The sequence below is a fragment of the Thermoactinomyces sp. CICC 10521 genome (assembly GCF_016055135.1).
Classification (GTDB): Bacteria; Bacillota; Bacilli; order Thermoactinomycetales; family Thermoactinomycetaceae; genus Thermoactinomyces_A; species Thermoactinomyces_A daqus.
The window spans coordinates 18,866-34,471 of the sequence record NZ_JAECVZ010000008.1 but is presented as its reverse complement, the minus strand read 5'-3'; the positions used below and the strand labels follow the sequence as shown (position 1 = coordinate 34,471).

Below are 15,606 nucleotides of genomic sequence, written 5' to 3'. Positions count from 1 at the left end.
GAACATTACAAGTTGAGGACGTGGAACGGATGAAAGGAATCATTTTAGCTGGTGGAACGGGTTCAAGATTATTTCCGCTGACAAAGATCACCAATAAGCATTTATTGCCCGTCGGGCGTTATCCGATGATCTATCATCCTGTTTATAAACTCGTCGAATGCGGCATCCGCGATATTCTCATCGTGACCGGTGTCGAACATATGGGGGATGTGGTGAGATTGCTCGGCAGCGGAAAACAATTTTCCACCCGGTTTACCTATAAGGTGCAGGATGAGCCCGGCGGGATTGCGCAAGCGCTGTCGCTGGCCGAAGATTTTGCCGGGGAAGACCGCATGGTGGTTTTGCTGGGGGATAATGTCTTTGAAGATTCCTTAAAGCCTTATGTTGAAGCTTATGCCAGTCAGGGTTCGGGAGCCAAGATTTTGCTGAAAAAAGTGAACAACCCGGAGCGGTTTGGCGTGGCCGAAATTTGCGGGGATCAGATTGTCTCCATCGAGGAAAAACCGCAGAGGCCGAAAAGTTCCCTGTGTGTGACCGGGATTTATATGTATGATCCGCAAGTCTTTTCCTTTATCCGCACCTTGACTCCTTCCGGCCGCGGGGAGTATGAGATCACGGATGTGAACAATCTTTATATCCGGCAAAGAGCGCTTACCTTTGATGTGCTGGAGGGATGGTGGACGGATGCAGGGACACAGGAATCATTGCTTCGTGCAAATCAGTTTGCGGCCAATGTCCGCTATGAACTTTAAAACGTCTTTTGGTGAAAGGAATCGGGAACCATGAAGCAAACGGTTTTGGTGACGGGAGGAGCCGGTTTTATCGGAAGTCATTATATTCGCCATCTACTGCATCGGGAAGAGGCTATCGAGGTGATCAATGCCGATGCACTCACATATTCGGGCAATCCGTTGAATCTGAAAGAAGTGGAAAAAGATCCCCGCTACCGGTTTGTGCGAGCTGATTTGACAGATCGCCGGCAAGTGCGGGAGCTGTTTGGATACAAGATTGATTTTATTGTGCATTTTGCGGCGGAAACCCATGTAGATCAAAGCATAAAAAGTGCTGAACCTTTTATCCGATCCAATGTGCTGGGCACTTTTAATTTATTGGAGGAAGCGAGGCGCGCCGGCGTTCAAAAATTCGTGCACATTTCCACGGACGAAGTGTATGGCAGCATCCCTGCGGGAAAAGCGGGTGAAGATGCCCCGCTGGCCCCTTCCAATCCCTATTCGGCCTCCAAGGCTTCCTCGGATCTGCTTTGCTTGTCTTATTTTCATACCTACCATTTTCCGGTGGTCATCACCCGATGCACCAATAATTACGGGCCGAATCAATATCCGGAAAAATTGATTCCCCGTTTTATCCGGCGCTTGCTTCGCTCAGAACCGCTCCTCCTCTACGGTGACGGCAGGCAGGAACGGGACTGGCTTTATGTCGGCGATCATTGCCGGGCGATTGAGAAGGTGCGAAAAGCGGGAAAATGCGGGGAGATTTATCATATCGGCGCGGAACATACCGTAGCCAATCTGGAGGTGGCCCGGCGCTTATGCGAGCTGATGGGCAAATCCACTTCATTGATTCAATTTGTGGAAGATCGTCCCGGCCACGATTTCAGATACTCGCTCGATACCGATAAAATCAGGCGTGAATTGAATTGGGAGCCCTCTGTCCCGTTTCGGGAAGGATTGGAAAAAACCGTCAACTGGTATCTTTCTCATCCCGAATGGTGGGAGTCGATTGAACGGCGGAGAAGCGAAAGGGGGGATTAAGGGTGAAAGCAGTGGTGACCGGAGCCGGCGGGCAGCTGGGACAGGAGGTGATTCGGTGCCTGGAAAATGACAGCCGGATTCACGTTGCCGGCTTTACCCGACAGGAATGGGATGTGACCGAGCCGGATCAGACCGAACGTCTGTTAAATCGGGAGAAGCCGGATGTCATCATCCATTGTGCCGCTTACACCCGGGTGGATGAGAGTGAGATCCATCCGGATGTGGCCTATGCAATCAATGGAGAAGCCACGCGCAATCTCGCCGCGGAGTGCGGCAGAAGAGGAATTCGTCTCATTTACATCAGCACCGATTACGTTTTTGACGGGAATCGAGAAGAGGGGTATACCGAATCCGATTTGCCCAACCCGCTCAATCATTATGGAAAAAGCAAGCGGTTGGGCGAAAAATGGACGATGGAGTATTGCCCTGACCATCTTATTTTGCGCACATCCTGGCTCTACGGCATCGGCGGGGCCAACTTTCCTCTTGCAATCATCCAAAAAGCGGAAGCAAAACAGCCGTTGGCCGTGGTTTGCGACCAGGTGGGTAGTCCCACCTATGCAGGTCATCTGGCGGAGAGGATCAAACAGTTTCTGTTTTCTTCAGCCCGGGGGATTTTTCATGTGGCCAATCGCGGCCAATGCTCCTGGTTTGACTTTGCCGTGGAGATCTGCCGGTTGGGCGGATACGATGTCAAAATCGAACCGATATCCTCCGAACAGTTAGCGCGCAAGGCGATTCGCCCTGCCTGTTCGGTACTTCGGTCAGAGAAAATGGAAAAATGGGGGATGCTCCCGATGCCTCACTGGAAAGAAGGGCTGGCACAATTCTTCGAGGAATGGAGGGAATTAAAGCCGTGATTGAAGGGGTTGTGTCGAAAAAGTTAAATAAATATTGCGACGACAGGGGAACATTTATGGAAATCGTGCGCGAGGATGAGGGCCTGCTGCGGAGGTTTGGTCAAGCATCGATGTCCATGACCTATCCCGGAGTGGTGAAAGCGTTTCATTATCATAAAGAGCAGGATGATCTTTGGTTCTTTCCCAGTGGAAACGCACAAGTGGTTTTGCACGATTTGCGGGAGGATTCCCCGACCTACAGGGAGACGGCCGTTTTCTACATGGGAGAGGAAAATCCGTCGATTTTGTTGATTCCATCCGGCGTTGCTCACGGTTATCGCGTGCTGGGAACGAAACCGGCCATTATCGTTTACTTTACGACCAAAGCATATTGTCCCGATCATCCCGATGAATATCGCTTGCCGTATGATGATCCTGCGATCGGCTTTGATTGGAAAACCAAGTTTCGCTGAGGGTGGGGAAGATGGAGGAGGCTAAACAAACGGTTTTGATCCTTTTATCATCCATTGCGCCCTCGTTTCAGCCCGCCCGTTTTCCAGTTATCCCGCCGTCGGGAGATAAAACCGTTCACTTCTCCGTGCATACCGCCGAAGAGATGGCGATACGCTTCAGGGAATCCGAAGCGGGCTGTTTCCATTTGCACAACCCGCCCGAATCTGTTTTGCAGCTCTGCCGGGAACAATCATCTCCTGTAACGATTTCCTTTGATCGCCTGCCCGCACGCAAGGTTTTCCCCCTGCTTAAACTTTATGAAGTTCAAGTCCCGTCGCTTTCGTTTGGCACGATATTTCGCCGGAACGGGGTTCAAGCGAAGGTGGTTCATCCGCTGCCTCGTGCGATGCAAAGGGGAAAGACCGGCAGAAAGGCGGCGCGCAAACTGCTCCGCACCGGTGAACGTCTTTGCGTCTGGGTGGACGAAAATCTGGTTCCCGCTTCTTTCCGCTTGTCGTTATTTCAGGCACTGCAGGCAGCATTAAAGGAGAATGGCCGGTTTAAGGCGATATGGGTCACTGATCGCACTTCATTTGCCAAGAACCGGATTGTTTCCGTCCATTCCGGCCGGGTGAAGGAGAAAGCATTATGGCTGGCTGCCGATCTGTTGCTGACGGTTGGCGGATTTGGCCAGTCCCTGGCACCGCTCCATATTCAATCCTTGTACCAACGGATTCCCGTCATGACGGATGACACCGGGGATCACGGCGAATGGGTGAAACATCTTCATTCAGGAATATTGCTTGATAAAAAAAACATTTTCAGGGAATTGCGCCACTACTTTTGCCAACTGGCACGCAATCCGGGGCTGCTGGAGCAATTTCGGCAAAACGGGCATGATTTGGTGCAAAAAACAATTGGAGCGAAGTGGGATGCAAGCACAAAAACCGACCGCGAGTATCATTATTCCGAACAAAGATGAATGGAAAATGACTTGCCGCTGTCTTGAGGCGATCCGCAAGTTTACCAGGGAGAGCTGCGAAGTGATTCTGGTGGATAACGGTTCATCCAAAGTCCCTGAGGTGATCCGGCAGTATCCGTTTCTGCGCCTGATCCGAAATAATTGGAATCGTGGTTTTGCAGCCGCCATCAATCAGGGGCTGGAAAGGGCGAAGGGGGAGTATTTGGTTTGGCTCAATAACGATACGCTTCCGTCGTACCGCTGGCTGACTCAATTGCTCCATGTTTTGCGGAGCGATTCATCGATCGGTTTGGTGGGCCCGGTGTCCAACCGCGTGATCCCTGAACAAAAAATTGCCGTTTCGCTGCGATCGGTGGATAAAATTCTCCGCTTTTCCCGGCAGTTTAATCGGACTGACCCTGATCGCTGGCGGGACACGCTTCGCTTATCTGGTTTCTGCCTGGTTTATCCGCGGGAAGTCCTGCAAAAAGTGGGTTTGCTCGATGAGCGCTTTGGTCTGGGAACCTATGAGGATGATGATTATTGTTACCGCGTGCGCCAGGCAGGTTACCGGCTGGTGGTGGCAGGGGATACGTATGTTCACCATTTCGGAAGCACCAGTTTCAGAAAAAACGGCTATGATGAGTTTCGCAAAATTCTGGCGCAAAACCGGCGCTATTATATTGATAAGTGGCAGCGGATTCCCGAGGGGGAGGGATGACGGGGTGAAGATCGCTTATATTCCGTCCGCGGTCAAAAAGCCTTTTTCCGTGATTGATCAAGCCATTGTCTCTGCTTTAAAAAAAATGGAACACCAGCTGTTTTGGCTGAAGCCGGGAAGTTTGACAAAAGATTGGAAGCGGCGCCCCTTTGATCCCCGGCTGGTACTGGCCATGCTCGGTGAAAGGCTGGGCCCGGAAGAAACCGCCTGGATTCAGGATCTGCCCGTTCCCAAGGCGATCTGGTATACAGACGATCCTTATGCGATTGATTCCTCTTTGCAAACAGCCGGTGCATTTGACCTGATTTTTACCAATGAGAGCCAGGCTGTCCCCCTGTATAAACAGAAAACCAGGGCACAGGTATTTCACTTGCCGCTGGCCGCACCGCTCCAACTCTATTATCCCGAAAAGACGGTTCCCTCAGGCTATCGCAGTGATCTGGCGCTGGTGGGCTCTGCATTTCAAAATCGATTGCAGGGTGTGCGCAAGCTGTCTCCGTTTCTTTTCCGTTACAAAACCAGACTGGTCGGTCCTGGATGGTATCGCCTTCAGCACCTGCCCAACATTTCCGTCCGCCGGGGATGGGTGGAAGCGGACGAAGTACGAAGATATTACAACGGCGCGAAGATCGTTCTCAATATTCATCGCTCGTATGATGATCCGTATTTGCAAAAAAATACGCATCAGGTGAAGGCAGACACGCCGAATAACCGGGTGTTTGAGATTGCGGCATGCCGGGCGTTTCAATTGGTGGATGAAAGAAAAGATCTGGGCCGGCTATTTCAGCCCGGAAAGGAAATCATTACGTACCGGACGCTGGAAGAGCTGAAGGAAAAAATCGCTTTTTACCTCCCTCGGCCGCACTTGTGTCAAAAGATTGCCCACCGTGCTTTTGAACGAACGCGAAAAGAGCATCAGTATGAAAACCGCCTGCGACAAATACTGAAACTGGTGAGGTGAAATTTGCTTTGAATCGGCTGGCCGTTTTCATTCCTTAAACTTCCTCCATTCTGGGCGAAGGGCGTTTCAGAAGGGAGGTTTTTTTCATATATTAGTCCGAAACGGAGGTGAAGGGATGAGACAGACAGGCTTTACCTTGTGGCTGACGGGCCTCTCCGGGGCAGGAAAAACGACTGTTGCCCGACTGGTTGCCAATCATTTGCAACAAATGGAACAGATGAAAGTGCAACTGTTGGACGGGGATTTGCTCAGAGAAGTGATCAACAAAGATTTGGGCTTTTCACGGGAGGACCGTTTCCGCAATGTCGAGCGGGCTGCTTTTATCGCCCATCTGTTAAATACACATGGCGTGATCGTACTGGCATCCTTTATCACGCCATATCAGGAAATGCGGGATTATTGCCGCCAAAACATTGCCGAATATCTGGAGGTTTATGTGAAGTGCCCCCTTTCCCGTTGTATCAGCCGGGATGTCAAAGGATTGTACAAACGGGCGCTGGCCGGGGAAATCAAGCATTTCACCGGAGTGGATGATCCCTTTGAGGAACCGGACAATCCGGATCTGGTTTTGGAAACAGATCGGGAATCGCCGGAAGAAAGCAAGCATCGCGTCCTTGCTTTTTTGGAGCAGAAAGGATTGCTGGCGCGGATGGCGGGTGAGAGAGGATGACGGCCCGGCCCAAAGTTCTCGTCATCGGACTTGATTGCGCTGAGCCGTCGTTGGTATTTGACCGGTATTTCAATGTGCTTCCTCATTTGAAACGATTGATCAATACCGGCGTTTTCGCACGCATGAGAAGCAGCGACCCGCCGATCACCGTGCCGGCGTGGGCGGTGATGATGACGGGAAAAGATCCGGGGCAATTGGGGTTTTACGGTTTTCGCAACCGCAACAGCCATGACTATGACGATATCCATATTGTGGACAGCAGTTCGTTAAAGGAGCCGTGTGTCTGGGATATATTGGGGAAGAACGGGTATCAATCGATTGTCATCGGAGTTCCGCCGTCGTATCCGCCAAAACCGATCCACGGTCATTTGATCAGTTGTTTTTTAACACCGGAAAATGCAGAAACCTACACTTATCCGGCCTCACTGGCACGGGAGATCGAGGAACAAGTGGGAGAATATCGCTTCGATGTGAAAAATTTTCGCACCAGCCCGCGAGATGACTTGCTTGAACAGATCTACCAGATGACGGACACCCGTTTCAATACTGCCCGCTGGCTTATCAACAATAAACCCTGGGATTTTATGATGATGGTCGAAATGGGGGTCGACCGTATCCATCACGCTTTTTGGCAATACATGGACGATCGCCATGTGCTTTATCAAGAGTCCCCTTATCAAAATGCGATATTGGATTACTATCGTTTTGTCGATCAAAAGATCGGGGAACTTCTTGACCAGGTTCCGGAAGGGACGCGGATTTTTGTCGTCTCTGACCATGGGGCGAAACGGATGGACGGCGGCTTTTGCATCAATGAATGGCTGATCCGGGAAGGCTATTTGACATTAAGGAAACCCGTGCACAGACCGGCTGAGCTTTCTGCGGATCTCGTCGACTGGAGCAGGACGGTTGCCTGGGGTTACGGCGGCTATTACGGCCGGTTGTGTTTCAACGTCAAAGGCCGGGAGCCGCAAGGCATCATTCCTCCGGGAAAATTGCCCTCCCTGCGAAAAGAAATCGTGCAAAAGTTGAAAAAATTGACTGATGAAGAAGGAAATCCGCTTCACACCAAAGTGATCCGGCCGGAAAAACGCTATGTTGCCACCAAAAATATTCCTCCCGATCTGCTCATCTATTTTGGTGACCTTTACTGGCGTTCCGTCGGCAAAATTGGATTGGGCAAGGTTTATATCTATGAAAATGATACGGGACCGGATGGAGCCAACCATGATTATGAAGGCATTTTTATCATGACACAAAAAGGGAATGGAACGGGTTCGGCTGGCAGATTGGAAACGATCCGCATTACCGATGTGGCGCCTACCCTGCTCGCCCAATTCGGTCTGAAGCCGCTGCCGGGAATGCGCGGAAAAGCCGTGACGGTTTAGCCGGCCTGCAAAACTAACCAATGCCTATTCCCGTGGAACGACACCGAATTGGACAGTTACTCATATGCTAAGAAAAGGGAAACGACCTTAAAGGCAGGTGAGATGATGAAAATCGTCTTGATTGCCATCGATACGCTTAGAGCTGATCGTTTGGGATGCTACAACAACCGGAAACCGTCTCTCACTCCTCATCTGGATTCCCTGGCGAAACAGGGAGTTTTGTTTGAGAACATGATTGCGGAAAACAATGTAACCCGCAGTTCGTTCGTCACGATTATGACGGGAAAAAATCCGCATCAGCACGGGATTGTCAATATGAAGCACGTTCCGATTCCCGCGCGGTTGGTTCCGTTGGCGCAAATCTTGCAAAAACACGGTTATACGACCGCCGCAGTTGATTGCAATCACCGCATCACCGGCAAAAACAGCGCCTGGTTTAAAAAAGGATACCAAACGTACATCGATCCGGCGGGGGATAAGGAAACGCATTTGACTTTGCCTGCGCGGGAGGTCAGCCAAAAAGCGGTCGCATGGTTGAAAAAACACGCACATGAACCGGATTTTTTCCTGTTTTTACATTATTGGGACCCGCACTACCCCTATATGCCGGAACCGCCTTATGCCAAATGGGCTGAAAAGCATGCTGCCACGGTCTCGGAAGTGCGGAAGGAACCTTCCCTGAAAGCCGTGATGCGGGAACCACTGTGGAGTTTTATAAACAAATACAATAAAAGCGGTCTCCCGGCCAGCAGCATTCGCCAGCGCTATGATGGCAGCGTGAAGCAGGTGGATGACTCGATCGGAGATATTATCAAGGTGTTGTCAGAGACGGGGACGCTGGAAGAGACGTTGCTGATCGCAGTCGCTGACCATGGGGAAAGTTTGGGGGAACACCGGATCTACTTTGATCATCACGGATTGTACGAACCGACAATTCATGTTCCCTGCATCATTTCTTACCCGAAACGGCTGCCCAAGAATAAACGCATTACTCCTCTTTGTCAGCATGCGGATATATTCCCCACTGTTTTGCATCTGGCCGGGATCAGGAAGCCGAAAGGGATCGGCAGGATTGACGGGCGTTCACTGTTGCCGTTGATTCAGGGAAAAGTGAAGCAGATTCGCCCCTTTGTCGTTTCCTGTGAGGCCAACTGGCAGCTGAAGCGCTCGATCCGAACCTTGCGCTGGAAACTGATCCGCTCCTATGAGAAGGATGTTTACGGAAATCCGAAATGGGAATTGTATGATTTGAAAAAAGACCGGGGTGAAACAAAAAATGTGATCGCACAACATCCCCAGGTGGCGAAACAATTGAGGGGACAGATGGAGCGATGGGTGAAGCAAATGCTGCAAAAATACAGGCGCAAAGATCCGTTGGCACAAGGGGTAAAGGTCAAACTGCACCGCGCGACAGTGGCGGATGAAGAGAAAGTGAAACAGCGTTTAAGCGAACTCGGGTATTAAAGGGAAGGAACCCATCTGCAAGATCAGGTGGGTTCCTTGTACATGGTGAGGAAAGTTTCCTTTCGCAAGGTGTTGATCCGTGTGTCAAGATCTGTTTGCCGGGGGATGACCCGAACGCGTCCGTATCTCTTTCACGTAGGCATCGCTGAAGCCGGCTTGATGGATTTGTTCTGCTTTTGCATCCGCATCGGGCCGTTTGTCATATATGCCGGCGTTTACATAATAAACGATTTGTCCATTTTCCTTCTTCTGATAGAGTCGGGAGTCGATTCCTTTTTCCTTCAACTGATTAACCCGGTTTTGCGCATCTTCCTGTTTATCAAATTTGCCGGCGATCACGACATACTTGACCGCAGGAATTTGTTCCTCCGGCGGCGGGGCAGGTGGCGGATCTTGTTCCTGGTCGTTGTCCGGATTTTTGGGTGGCGAGGCCTCAGGCGGTTTGGGGGCTTGCGGCTCTTTGTCCGAAAAAGGGGGATCCACATCGTCTTGTTTCGGCTGCGGTTTGGTCTCGTTTGGATCATCAATTGTTTTGTGCTTTGGCTTTTCTTCGGAAAATTTTATTTTTTTATGAGCGGCTTCTGCCACTTTTTGTGTGTCCTCATTATTGATAAACGGAGCGGCGATTACCCCGAGCTTACGGGGGTTGTTATCGGTGTTTACAAAGTTGAACCCCAAACAGAACAGCAGGATGATGACAAACAGGAGAGAACCGCTCAGCAACACTTTTCTCTTATTCTTCGCTTTGGCCGGCCGTTGCACCCCTGCACGGTCTGTCGAAGGAATTTCCGGCTGGTATGTGCCATGCAAAGCTTCCCGGAGGGCGTTTTTCATTTGGTCGGCTGATTGAAAACGGTGCTGCGGTTTTTTGGACAGCGCTTTATGTATGATGTGGCACAATGGGTCGGGCAACTGTGGATTGGTTGATTTTGGATCAGGAACAGGCTGCTGTATATGCTTCAATGCAATGGCCACAATTTCATCGGCATCAAACGGAACTTGTCCGGTCACCAGTTCATACAAAACCACGCCCAGCGAATACAAGTCGGACATATAACTTACCTTATGACCGGATGCCTGTTCCGGAGAAAGATAATGGACGGAGCCGAGAACCGTTCCCGTTTTTGTATAGTGCGTCGTTGCACCGAGCAGGCGGGAGATGCCAAAATCCATGATCTTATAGCGGCCGTCCGGTGTGCTCATGATATTGTGAGGTTTTATGTCACGATGGATGATCCCGTGTTTGTGCGCATGAGATAATCCGTCACAGATCTGCATGGCGATTTTCATCGCTTCGGCAGAGGGAAGAGGGCCGCGCATCCGCAGGAGCTCGTCCAAGGTAAGCCCTTCGACAAATTCCATGACGATGTAATAAGTTTGTGCCTCCTGTCCCACGTCGTAGACATTGACAATATTGGGATGGGACATTTTTCCGGCCATTTGCGCCTCGCGTAAAAAACGGTTCACAAATCCTTCATCTTTGCTTAATTGGTCATTTAATACTTTAACGGCCACGTGCCGGTTCAAAAGCACGTCCTTAGCTTTGTAAACACTTGCCATGCCACCGTCGCCCAGGTGTTGAAGGATTTCATACCTTCCACCCAACTGCTTTCCTTCCAAATGGCATCACCTTTTTCTTAAATAGCTTACACCTCTACATTATACATAAACTGTTTGAAAAATATATAATTTTGCGACTCGATTTTCTAAATAGTAAAAAATTTGTCAGCGAAATTCATTTTGTTAATAAAATTATATAGATTAAGAATGCGACAATTCGCGATACAGGTAATCCTTGGATTCAGGTGGGATCGTATCAGGCATCCGGGTGGCAGCGTGTTTTAAAAACGAAAACCAGCCGGACAGTCCCGAAGGAAATCGGCTGGTTTTCTGTGGAAATGCATTGCGGGCCGGACGAGGAAAGTTAAGGTTGGAACTCGCTTAAATGATTGCGTCGGAGCTGATCTTTTTCTTCGTCCGATTTACTATAGTCAAAATGATAGATGGCGCCTTCCCAATCGCCATACATCGGATTGGGGAAGATGATCAACTTGTCGCCAAACTGGCTTTTCATTTGCTCCACCATCGCGTTTCTTTCGGTCAGCTCCTTTCCTTCAAAACCGCTGAAATCGCTCAGGTTGTCGCCAAAGAACAACAGGATCTGATGATTTTTGGCAACTTGCTGCCGTCTGTTTTCTTTCCCTTTCTCTTCCGGCTGTTGCAACAGAACGTGATCAGGCGTCGCTTGCGGGGCGCCGATGAGTTGAAGATTTTTGATCGTCGCCTCTTTCTGCGATTCTTTCCGGTTGGAAATATAGTAAATATCAACGCCTTTTTTGTCGGCATGGTTGAGAAAATCAATTGCACCCGGCAGTGCTTTTGCTTTGGCACTGGCAACCCATTTGTCCCATTGGTCGGGATATTCTTTATTCTCTTTTGCCGTATACGCCTGGTAGGGGCTGTTGTCGAATACCGTCTCGTCCAAATCCAGGACGACAGCCGGCTTTTTCTCTGTCCCTTTGTCCAGAGCCTGATCCAATCTCATCGTTCCGATATTGTAACCCTGGTAATACAGCGCTTTTGCTTCCCCGGAAGTCTGAAACCACAGGTCGGATAACAACTGTTGGCTGCTGATTGTCGCCGCCGGTTTAGCCTTGGGGGGAGTTGCGGATTGTGCAGGAAGGGAAGAGTTGCAGGCGGTCAGACCAAGTGCCAGAAAGGCGGCCATCGCGGTAATGAGCTGTTTCATGCTGATCATGTTGACCTCCTTCACAAGTTGGGCGTCTTTTTTATATATTGAATTTCTTCTCTTTATTATAGGATACTTGTGAATATTAGCATAAGATGATAGGAGACACCAAGAGAGATTTCTGGATCTCTGCCCCGGCCGCGAATTACAAGCAAGAAGGGGAACCCCTGGACAAAAGAGGATTTTCAAGGATGGAGCGCACTTTTTGAGTGGCGGGAAAATAAAATGATGTTAGCTTATGAGATAGAAAGGAAAGGGACGAAGATGAATGCGCCTTTTCTATATTTCTTCGGGATGTGGGTTTTCATTCCAGAATCATTTGTCCGATGAGGATCAAAACATCATTCAAGCTTTTCGCCAGATGGAAAAAAGCCTCCCCAATTTCCGTTTCTCTTCCTTTTTGCTGCGTCGTGAGCATCCTTCATTGCTTTTTTCACGGATTCGCAATTTCCGGCCTGATGTGATTTTATCCTTCCGGGGAGCGAATCTGCCTGCGTCAGTAGTCACCCGGTTGCGCTCATACCGCATTCCGATCGGAGTCTGGGTGGTGGATGATCCCTACCGGTTAAAGACACATGAACAGTTGGTAAAGCCTTATCATTTTGTGGTGACTCAGGACAGCAACAGCGTCCGGTTTTATCGAAACAGGGGGAAACCGGCAGTTCACCTCCCGCTGGCCGTAAATCCGGACAAATATTGCCCGCAGGAAGTCCCGGAAAAATATCGGTCCGACATCTGTTTTGTCGGCAGCGCTTTCCCTGTCCGCATCCACTTTTTCGATACATTGACACCGCTGTTGCTGCGGCACAAAACGGTGATCATCGGACAGTGGTGGGAGAAATTAAAAAACTACGACAAACTGAAAGCCTGTATCCATAACCGGCCGATTCCCCCTTCGGAAGTCGTCAAATATTACAATGGTGCAAAAATTGTACTTAATATACATCGCACATCCAATGACCGTCAGGATAATCCGTTAAACATCCCGGCGCACACTCCCAACAACCGCACGTTTGAAATCGCGGCCTGCCGGGCCTTCCAACTGGCCACATGGCGCGAGGACATGCAGAGGTTATACGATCCCCAAACGGAAATGGCTACATTCCGCGGATTAAATGATTTACGGAAAAAAATCCGCTATTACCTGCACCATGATGAAGAGAGAGAGGAGATGGCGGCCAACGCATACCGCCGTACACTGAAGGATCACACCTATGTGATGCGGTTGAAATTCCTGCTCCATCTGTTGCGAAACCATCCGCAATTAAAAGGGATCCGTTCGAAGCCGGCGCGTCTGTGAAATCGGCTTGAACATAAGTTGTGATTGCAGCCGGAAGCCGTTTGTGGCGGGCAGATCAAATAATAAGGATGAGAATGGGACCGGCACTGTGTTAATATGGGAAACGAGGCAATCGTGGCACCTTGATCCAGGTAAAAGAAGGAGGAGAAAACATTGCACCAATATTTGGGGCACATCGGTTCCTTTCCGATCCGTTCCTACAGCATCCTGTTTTTGCTGGCGATTTTGCTCGGCCTCGGCGTGACGGTGACCCTGGCCAAACTGCAAAAAAAGGATCATCTAATCGAGCCATTGCTTGATATGATTGTTCCGGTTCTGTTCGGCGCGATCATCGGGTCGCGATTTTGGCATGTTTTCCTGTTTGACTGGGGCTATTATAAAAATAATTTATGGGAGATTCCGGCCATCTGGCATGGAGGCTTGTCGATTCAGGGCGGTGTTGTCGGGGCGCTTCTGGTCGGCCTCTGGTATGTGCGCAAGCATCAGCTTTCTTTCTGGGAATTGGCTGATTTGTGCGCTCCGGGGCTCATTCTGGGCCAGAGCATCGGCCGGGACGCCAACCTGATGAATGGAGATGCCTTTGGCGACCCGACCGGGGGAGACTTCGGGCTGGTTTATCCCGAGGGGACCGTGGCCCGGGCTACTTACGGGGATCAGCCGCTATGGCCGGCCGAAGTGTGGGAAGGGCAGATGGATGTGATCATCTTCGCCCTGCTTCTCATCCTCATGCAGAAGAAGATGCCCAAAGGTTATCTTTTCCTCCTATACAGCATCTTGTACAATGCCGGCCGTTTTTGTCTGGAAATGCTGCGGGGGGATTCGCCGCGCTATCTTTTTCACTGGACAGCGGCGCAATGGACGGCGGCCATCGTCATTCTCATTTCCATTCTGGCGGGAATTTACCTCGCTTTGGCCAGCCGCAGGAAAGCGGAAAACAATTAATCGCGATAAAAAGGCGAAACGCAGGTGCACCCCTGTGTTTCGCTTTTTGTTTTTTATCCTAATAACTGCGCAAGGTCAGCTGATTCCGCCGGTAAAGCTCTTCGACAAATGCCCGCGTTTTGGCAAAGGCTTCTTCGGGCGTATCGACGACTTCGGCGATATAAGCTTCATCCGGCAACCGGTCATCCACACCGGGGATTTTGATTCGGTCACCATAGCTGTTTATTGTGCCGAACTCCCGCATGTGGTCGACTAAACGGAAGAGCGGTTCCCAATATTCCCGGTGGACAAAAATCACTTTTGTCCGGTGTCTTCTCAGATGTTTGGTGGAGATTTTGGACAAGGTTTCAAACACTTCCCAAGCAGTGCCGTAGCCGCCTGGCCAGAACAGGATCACGTGGGAGTAATTGATCAGGACCCCTTCGCGGATGGAGAAATTGTTCATTCTGAGCCGTTGATTGGAGTAAATGGAATAACTGTCGCGCAGGTTGAAAAAATTGTCATAGCCAAACTGACAGTCAATCCCGATGACATGCGCGTTCTGGCTTCTCGCTCCCTCTGCGACAGCCTGCATGATGCCGGGGCCTCCTCCCGTACAGACAGGCACATAGCAACCACCTAACGCTTTCTCTTGTTCCGTCGCCGCATACCTGCCCCACAATTCGCCGAACTTTTTGGCCGAATACCAATAGGAGGCGCTTTTTTCCTTGATCTTCCGATGCCGGTCCATTCTGACTTGCAGCCGGTCCAGTTTGTCTTGCAGAAGTTGCCGGCTGAATTCGTCCTGCTCATTTTCCAGCGCCGATTTCCAGTTGTTCCCGTGCTGGCCCAGGATCTCCAGACTGGTGTCGATTTTTTCGTGAGATGAAATGCTGGCCGATCCCATGACAGTCACAACCCCGTACTTGGCCTCGTAATCAAACAACAGCCCGGCGGCATAGATATCCGCCACGCTGTCTTCATTGCTCAGGGCACGGTCATTGGGCACATAGGAGACTTTGCTGCCGGCGACAGAGAAAGAAGCGATGCACGGGGCCGCGGAATAATCTTTCCATCTGAGAATAAATCCGTCTTCATCGATATTGTAAGCATCAACCTGACCGTTTTGGCTGATGTTGCTGAGAGATAGGCTGTAGCTGTTTGTTTTCAGCGGGTCGGCCAAATTTTTTGCAAATTTGATTCGTTCTTCAAATCTGATTTTGGCGTGAGGCCCCGAAGTTTTTTCGATCCACCATCCCGTTCCGGAGCTGGTCCATGTTCCTGTGGCCGGTTCAAAAAAGACGGTGCCGTGAAGTTCGATCTCATTTTTCACAGGAAAAACACCCTCACTTTAGCCGATTTTGATTTTTTCAAGGGGTGAGAAATTACGTGACAGCTGAACCTTAA

The 15,606-nt window shown here is 50.2% G+C and carries 15 protein-coding genes; 12 read left to right on the top strand and 3 right to left on the bottom strand.

Annotated features, from left to right (window positions below):
* The first annotated feature begins 29 nt into the window (after positions 1-29).
* From I8U17_RS07675 to I8U17_RS07630, 10 genes are all read left to right on the top strand, one after another.
* Positions 30-752, top strand: a complete 723-nt coding sequence (locus tag I8U17_RS07675; protein ID WP_033099900.1) for a sugar phosphate nucleotidyltransferase — start codon at positions 30-32, stop codon at positions 750-752.
* A 30-nt stretch (positions 753-782) separates the two neighbouring features.
* The gene (gene rfbB, locus I8U17_RS07670) at positions 783-1,772 is read left to right on the top strand and encodes a dTDP-glucose 4,6-dehydratase (protein ID WP_198055789.1); all 990 of its coding nucleotides are present in this window, start codon (positions 783-785) and stop codon (positions 1,770-1,772) included.
* Between the two features lie 2 nt (positions 1,773-1,774).
* Complete coding sequence (gene rfbD / locus I8U17_RS07665) at positions 1,775-2,632, top strand: dTDP-4-dehydrorhamnose reductase (RefSeq protein WP_198055790.1); 858 nt, start codon at positions 1,775-1,777, stop codon at positions 2,630-2,632.
* The gene (locus I8U17_RS07660; protein WP_033099903.1) at positions 2,611-3,084 is read left to right on the top strand and encodes a dTDP-4-dehydrorhamnose 3,5-epimerase family protein; all 474 of its coding nucleotides are present in this window, start codon (positions 2,611-2,613) and stop codon (positions 3,082-3,084) included. Before rfbD ends, I8U17_RS07660 begins: the two co-directional genes overlap by 22 nt.
* Before the next feature lie 11 nt (positions 3,085-3,095).
* On the top strand, positions 3,096-4,046 hold the full coding sequence (locus tag I8U17_RS07655; RefSeq protein ID WP_198059232.1) for a glycosyltransferase: 951 nt from the start codon (positions 3,096-3,098) through the stop codon (positions 4,044-4,046).
* Positions 3,997-4,746 carry a glycosyltransferase family 2 protein gene (locus I8U17_RS07650; protein WP_033099905.1) on the top strand — a complete coding sequence of 250 codons (750 nt, stop codon included), beginning with the start codon at positions 3,997-3,999 and terminating at the stop codon, positions 4,744-4,746. The genes I8U17_RS07655 and I8U17_RS07650 overlap by 50 nt, the downstream gene beginning before the upstream one ends.
* Positions 4,747-4,750: 4 nt before the next feature.
* Positions 4,751-5,707, top strand: coding sequence for a CgeB family protein (locus I8U17_RS07645; protein ID WP_198059231.1), 957 nt, complete (start codon positions 4,751-4,753; stop codon positions 5,705-5,707).
* A 115-nt stretch (positions 5,708-5,822) separates the two neighbouring features.
* A complete protein-coding gene (gene cysC, locus I8U17_RS07640; RefSeq protein WP_033099907.1) occupies positions 5,823-6,377 on the top strand; it encodes an adenylyl-sulfate kinase in 555 nt (184 codons plus the stop codon).
* Positions 6,374-7,765 carry an alkaline phosphatase family protein gene (locus I8U17_RS07635; RefSeq protein ID WP_033099908.1) on the top strand — a complete coding sequence of 464 codons (1,392 nt, stop codon included), beginning with the start codon at positions 6,374-6,376 and terminating at the stop codon, positions 7,763-7,765. Before cysC ends, I8U17_RS07635 begins: the two co-directional genes overlap by 4 nt.
* 105 nt (positions 7,766-7,870) lie before the next feature.
* A complete protein-coding gene (locus tag I8U17_RS07630) occupies positions 7,871-9,229 on the top strand; it encodes a sulfatase family protein (RefSeq protein WP_198059230.1) in 1,359 nt (452 codons plus the stop codon).
* Between the two features lie 84 nt (positions 9,230-9,313).
* On the opposite strand, the gene I8U17_RS07625 is transcribed toward I8U17_RS07630, so the two are convergent.
* Positions 9,314-10,849, bottom strand: coding sequence for a protein kinase domain-containing protein (locus I8U17_RS07625; RefSeq protein WP_198059229.1), 1,536 nt, complete (start codon positions 10,847-10,849; stop codon positions 9,314-9,316).
* A 304-nt stretch (positions 10,850-11,153) separates the two neighbouring features.
* A complete protein-coding gene (locus I8U17_RS07620; RefSeq protein WP_033099936.1) occupies positions 11,154-11,984 on the bottom strand; it encodes a 5'-nucleotidase, lipoprotein e(P4) family in 831 nt (276 codons plus the stop codon).
* Positions 11,985-12,246: 262 nt separating this feature from the next.
* On the opposite strand from I8U17_RS07620, the gene I8U17_RS07615 reads away from it, so the two are divergent.
* Entirely contained in the window at positions 12,247-13,278 is a 1,032-nt protein-coding gene (locus I8U17_RS07615) for a CgeB family protein (protein ID WP_198059228.1), read from the top strand.
* A 153-nt stretch (positions 13,279-13,431) separates the two neighbouring features.
* Positions 13,432-14,220, top strand: a complete 789-nt coding sequence (gene lgt, locus I8U17_RS07610; RefSeq protein ID WP_033099910.1) for a prolipoprotein diacylglyceryl transferase — start codon at positions 13,432-13,434, stop codon at positions 14,218-14,220.
* Between the two features lie 58 nt (positions 14,221-14,278).
* Here the strand turns inward: lgt and I8U17_RS18765 are convergent, their stop codons facing one another.
* Complete coding sequence (locus I8U17_RS18765) at positions 14,279-15,532, bottom strand: LOG family protein (protein WP_198059227.1); 1,254 nt, start codon at positions 15,530-15,532, stop codon at positions 14,279-14,281.
* Between the last annotated feature and the right edge of the window lie 74 nt (positions 15,533-15,606).

Coding starts and splice junctions, on each gene's coding strand:
- I8U17_RS07675 (WP_033099900.1), top strand. CDS start 30: ATGAAAGGAATCATTTTAGCTGGTGGAACGGGTTCAAGATTATTTCCG.
- rfbB (WP_198055789.1), top strand. CDS start 783: ATGAAGCAAACGGTTTTGGTGACGGGAGGAGCCGGTTTTATCGGAAGT.
- I8U17_RS07660 (WP_033099903.1), top strand. CDS start 2,611: ATGGAGGGAATTAAAGCCGTGATTGAAGGGGTTGTGTCGAAAAAGTTA.
- I8U17_RS07655 (WP_198059232.1), top strand. CDS start 3,096: ATGGAGGAGGCTAAACAAACGGTTTTGATCCTTTTATCATCCATTGCG.
- I8U17_RS07650 (WP_033099905.1), top strand. CDS start 3,997: ATGCAAGCACAAAAACCGACCGCGAGTATCATTATTCCGAACAAAGAT.
- cysC (WP_033099907.1), top strand. CDS start 5,823: ATGAGACAGACAGGCTTTACCTTGTGGCTGACGGGCCTCTCCGGGGCA.
- I8U17_RS07635 (WP_033099908.1), top strand. CDS start 6,374: ATGACGGCCCGGCCCAAAGTTCTCGTCATCGGACTTGATTGCGCTGAG.
- I8U17_RS07630 (WP_198059230.1), top strand. CDS start 7,871: ATGAAAATCGTCTTGATTGCCATCGATACGCTTAGAGCTGATCGTTTG.
- I8U17_RS07615 (WP_198059228.1), top strand. CDS start 12,247: ATGCGCCTTTTCTATATTTCTTCGGGATGTGGGTTTTCATTCCAGAAT.